This is a genomic window from Bifidobacterium moraviense (assembly GCF_012932365.1).
GTDB classification, from domain to species: Bacteria; Actinomycetota; Actinomycetes; order Actinomycetales; family Bifidobacteriaceae; genus Bifidobacterium; species Bifidobacterium moraviense.
The window spans coordinates 1-1,431 of record NZ_JAAIIH010000036.1 but is presented as its reverse complement, the minus strand read 5'-3'; the positions used below and the strand labels follow the sequence as shown (position 1 = coordinate 1,431).

Annotated in this window: 1 protein-coding gene; it reads right to left on the bottom strand. The window is 67.9% G+C overall.

Features of this window, described 5'->3' with window-relative positions; all coding sequences use genetic code 11:
- Positions 1–30 precede the first annotated feature (30 nt).
- Positions 31–1,317, bottom strand: coding sequence for an ISL3 family transposase (locus G1C96_RS10060; protein WP_205832134.1), 1,287 nt, complete (start codon positions 1,315–1,317; stop codon positions 31–33).
- Between the last annotated feature and the right edge of the window lie 114 nt (positions 1,318–1,431).

Below are 1,431 nucleotides of genomic sequence, written 5' to 3'. Positions count from 1 at the left end.
CTTCGCATTTTGGTGTGTATGGGTGGTGGTTTAGAGGTGGGTCTGGATGGCTTGTCCGAATCCGCCTGTGTGGAGCAGGCTTCTGGTGATGTAGTTGTCGAGATTGCGGAAGCCGAGGGCGATGCCCCTGAGGGTCTCGAGCCGTCCGTTGATGGCCTCGGTGGGCCCGTTCGCCCCGTGGGGGTGGTCGAAGAACGCGAGGACGTCGCTCATGCGTCGTTTGAGGGTGCGGCCGAGCGTGGCGAGTTCGGGGCATCCCGGCGCCGCGCCCCTGACGGCGAGGGATTCGATGAGTTCGGCCATCATGCCCCGGCCTTTCCTGCGGTCTTCCTGCGCGTAGCAGGCGATGATCTTCTGGTAGGCGCCGTGCGCGAGGGCGAGCGGCTCGTTCGCGGGGTCGGCGAGCAAGGCGTCGATGCGTGCCTGCTGTTTGTCGGTTCTCAGGCCGGCGGTTTTCAACAGGATCCTTCTGCCCTTGTAGAGCGGGTCCGTTCCGGTGCCGCGTCGTCCCGTGGCCTCGCGTTGGAGCCGGCAGCGCACGGCGGTGAGCTTGTCGCCGGCGAGCTTGACGATGTGGAACGGGTCGAGGATCTCCACGGCGTGGGGCACCTGGCGTGCGGCGGCCTTCTTGTATCCGGCGAACGCGTCCATCGCGACCTCCTTGACCTGGTCGCGGAATGATTGCGGGCGCTGCTCCAGCCATCGGGCGAACGCCTTCTCGCTCCTGCCCTCGACCATGTCGAGCAGGCGGGCGGGCCGGCCGTGTTTGCGCGGGGTGAGGTCCACGATGACGGTCACGTACCGGCTGCCCGTGCGGGTGTGCCGCCACACGTGCTCGTCCACGCCGATCGCCTCCACGCCGTCCAGCCGGCGCGGGTCCGCGGCCAGCACGCCCATGCCCTTCTCCGATACGGCCCGGTTCAACGCGCCCCACGAGCAGGCGAGGTCGCGGGCGCATGCGAGCACGCTCTTCGATTTGAGCACGACCTCGGCGGCCGCCCACCACACGGCCGCGTTCGTCAACCGTCGTCCCTCGTCGGCCATGTGGGTCAGGTCGTCGGTCCACGAACGGGCGCACGCCGCGCACTCGTAGCGTCTGACCCGTACCAGCAGGTGCACGGCATGCTGGCCGACGGGCGTGTGCGCGAACCGGCGCCGCCATGAGGAACGAACCCGCCCCGCGGCCCCGCATTCCCGGCAATGCCGGGCGGTCTCGTCCGCCGGCTCGCAGCCGATCAGCCACACTCCCGCCCGTGAGCCCTTCGACACGTGCCTCTGCGAGACGGGATTCAGACGCAGCCTGTCCAGGCCGAGCAGGACCCGGCCGTCGAACGCGCTAGACTCGTTGACAAGCCGCGCGGTTTCCTTCACTTTTTCAATCACACACCGAATGAAACCGCACGGCCCTTACACACCAAAATCGGAAGAGCC